Raw genomic sequence first — 646 nt, forward strand, 5'->3', positions numbered from 1 at the left:
GCCCTACCGCCTCGGCTTCCACCCCCGCCACAGCCTCGTGCTCCTGGAGCTGACCGGTGCCGGGACCCCGGGCGGCACCCGCCTCGGCCCCGTCGTGCGCGTGGACCTGCCCCCCGACGCGACGTGCACGGACACGCCCGCCGACACGCCCGCCGACACGCCCGCCGACACGCCCGCGGACGCGCTCGACCGCCTCGCCGCCGCGGCCGCCGGCGAGGCGGTCGAGCACCTGCTGCGCGCCCGCCGCGCCGGCGGTGGCCCCGCGGCCGCCGGCCGGGTGCTCGTCGTCTGCTACGACGACACGGGCGGCGGCGCGGCCGACCCCTCGGGCGGCGACGCGGGCGACGACGCGGGCGGTGCCCTGCGCACCGGCCGGGCCGGTGCCGCTGCGGTCGCCGCCGCGCTCGAGCGGCTGCGCGCCGAGGGCCTGCCGGTCGGTGAGGCGCTGCTGGTCGCGGCGGGGCGCTGGCGCTCGCTGAGCTGCACCGACGCCGGCTGCTGCCCGCCCCGGGGGCTGCCCCTGGACACCCCCGGCGCCGGCCGGGTGGCGGCGGAGGCCGTGGGGCGGGGCCTGTGGGCCGCGGCGGACCGCTCGGGCGCGCTGCCCGTCACCGACCCGCTGCCGGTGCCGGTGCAGCGCGCCGCC

General features: G+C 83.4%; 1 protein-coding gene. It reads left to right on the plus strand.

Annotated features, from left to right (window positions below; genetic code table 11):
- Nucleotides 1-646: DUF4192 family protein (locus tag GTR00_RS22175; RefSeq protein WP_166613630.1), on the plus strand; the 646-nt coding region annotated here is incomplete at both ends.

The organism is Kineococcus indalonis (genome assembly GCF_009906395.1).
Taxonomy (GTDB): Bacteria; Actinomycetota; Actinomycetes; order Actinomycetales; family Kineococcaceae; genus Kineococcus; species Kineococcus indalonis.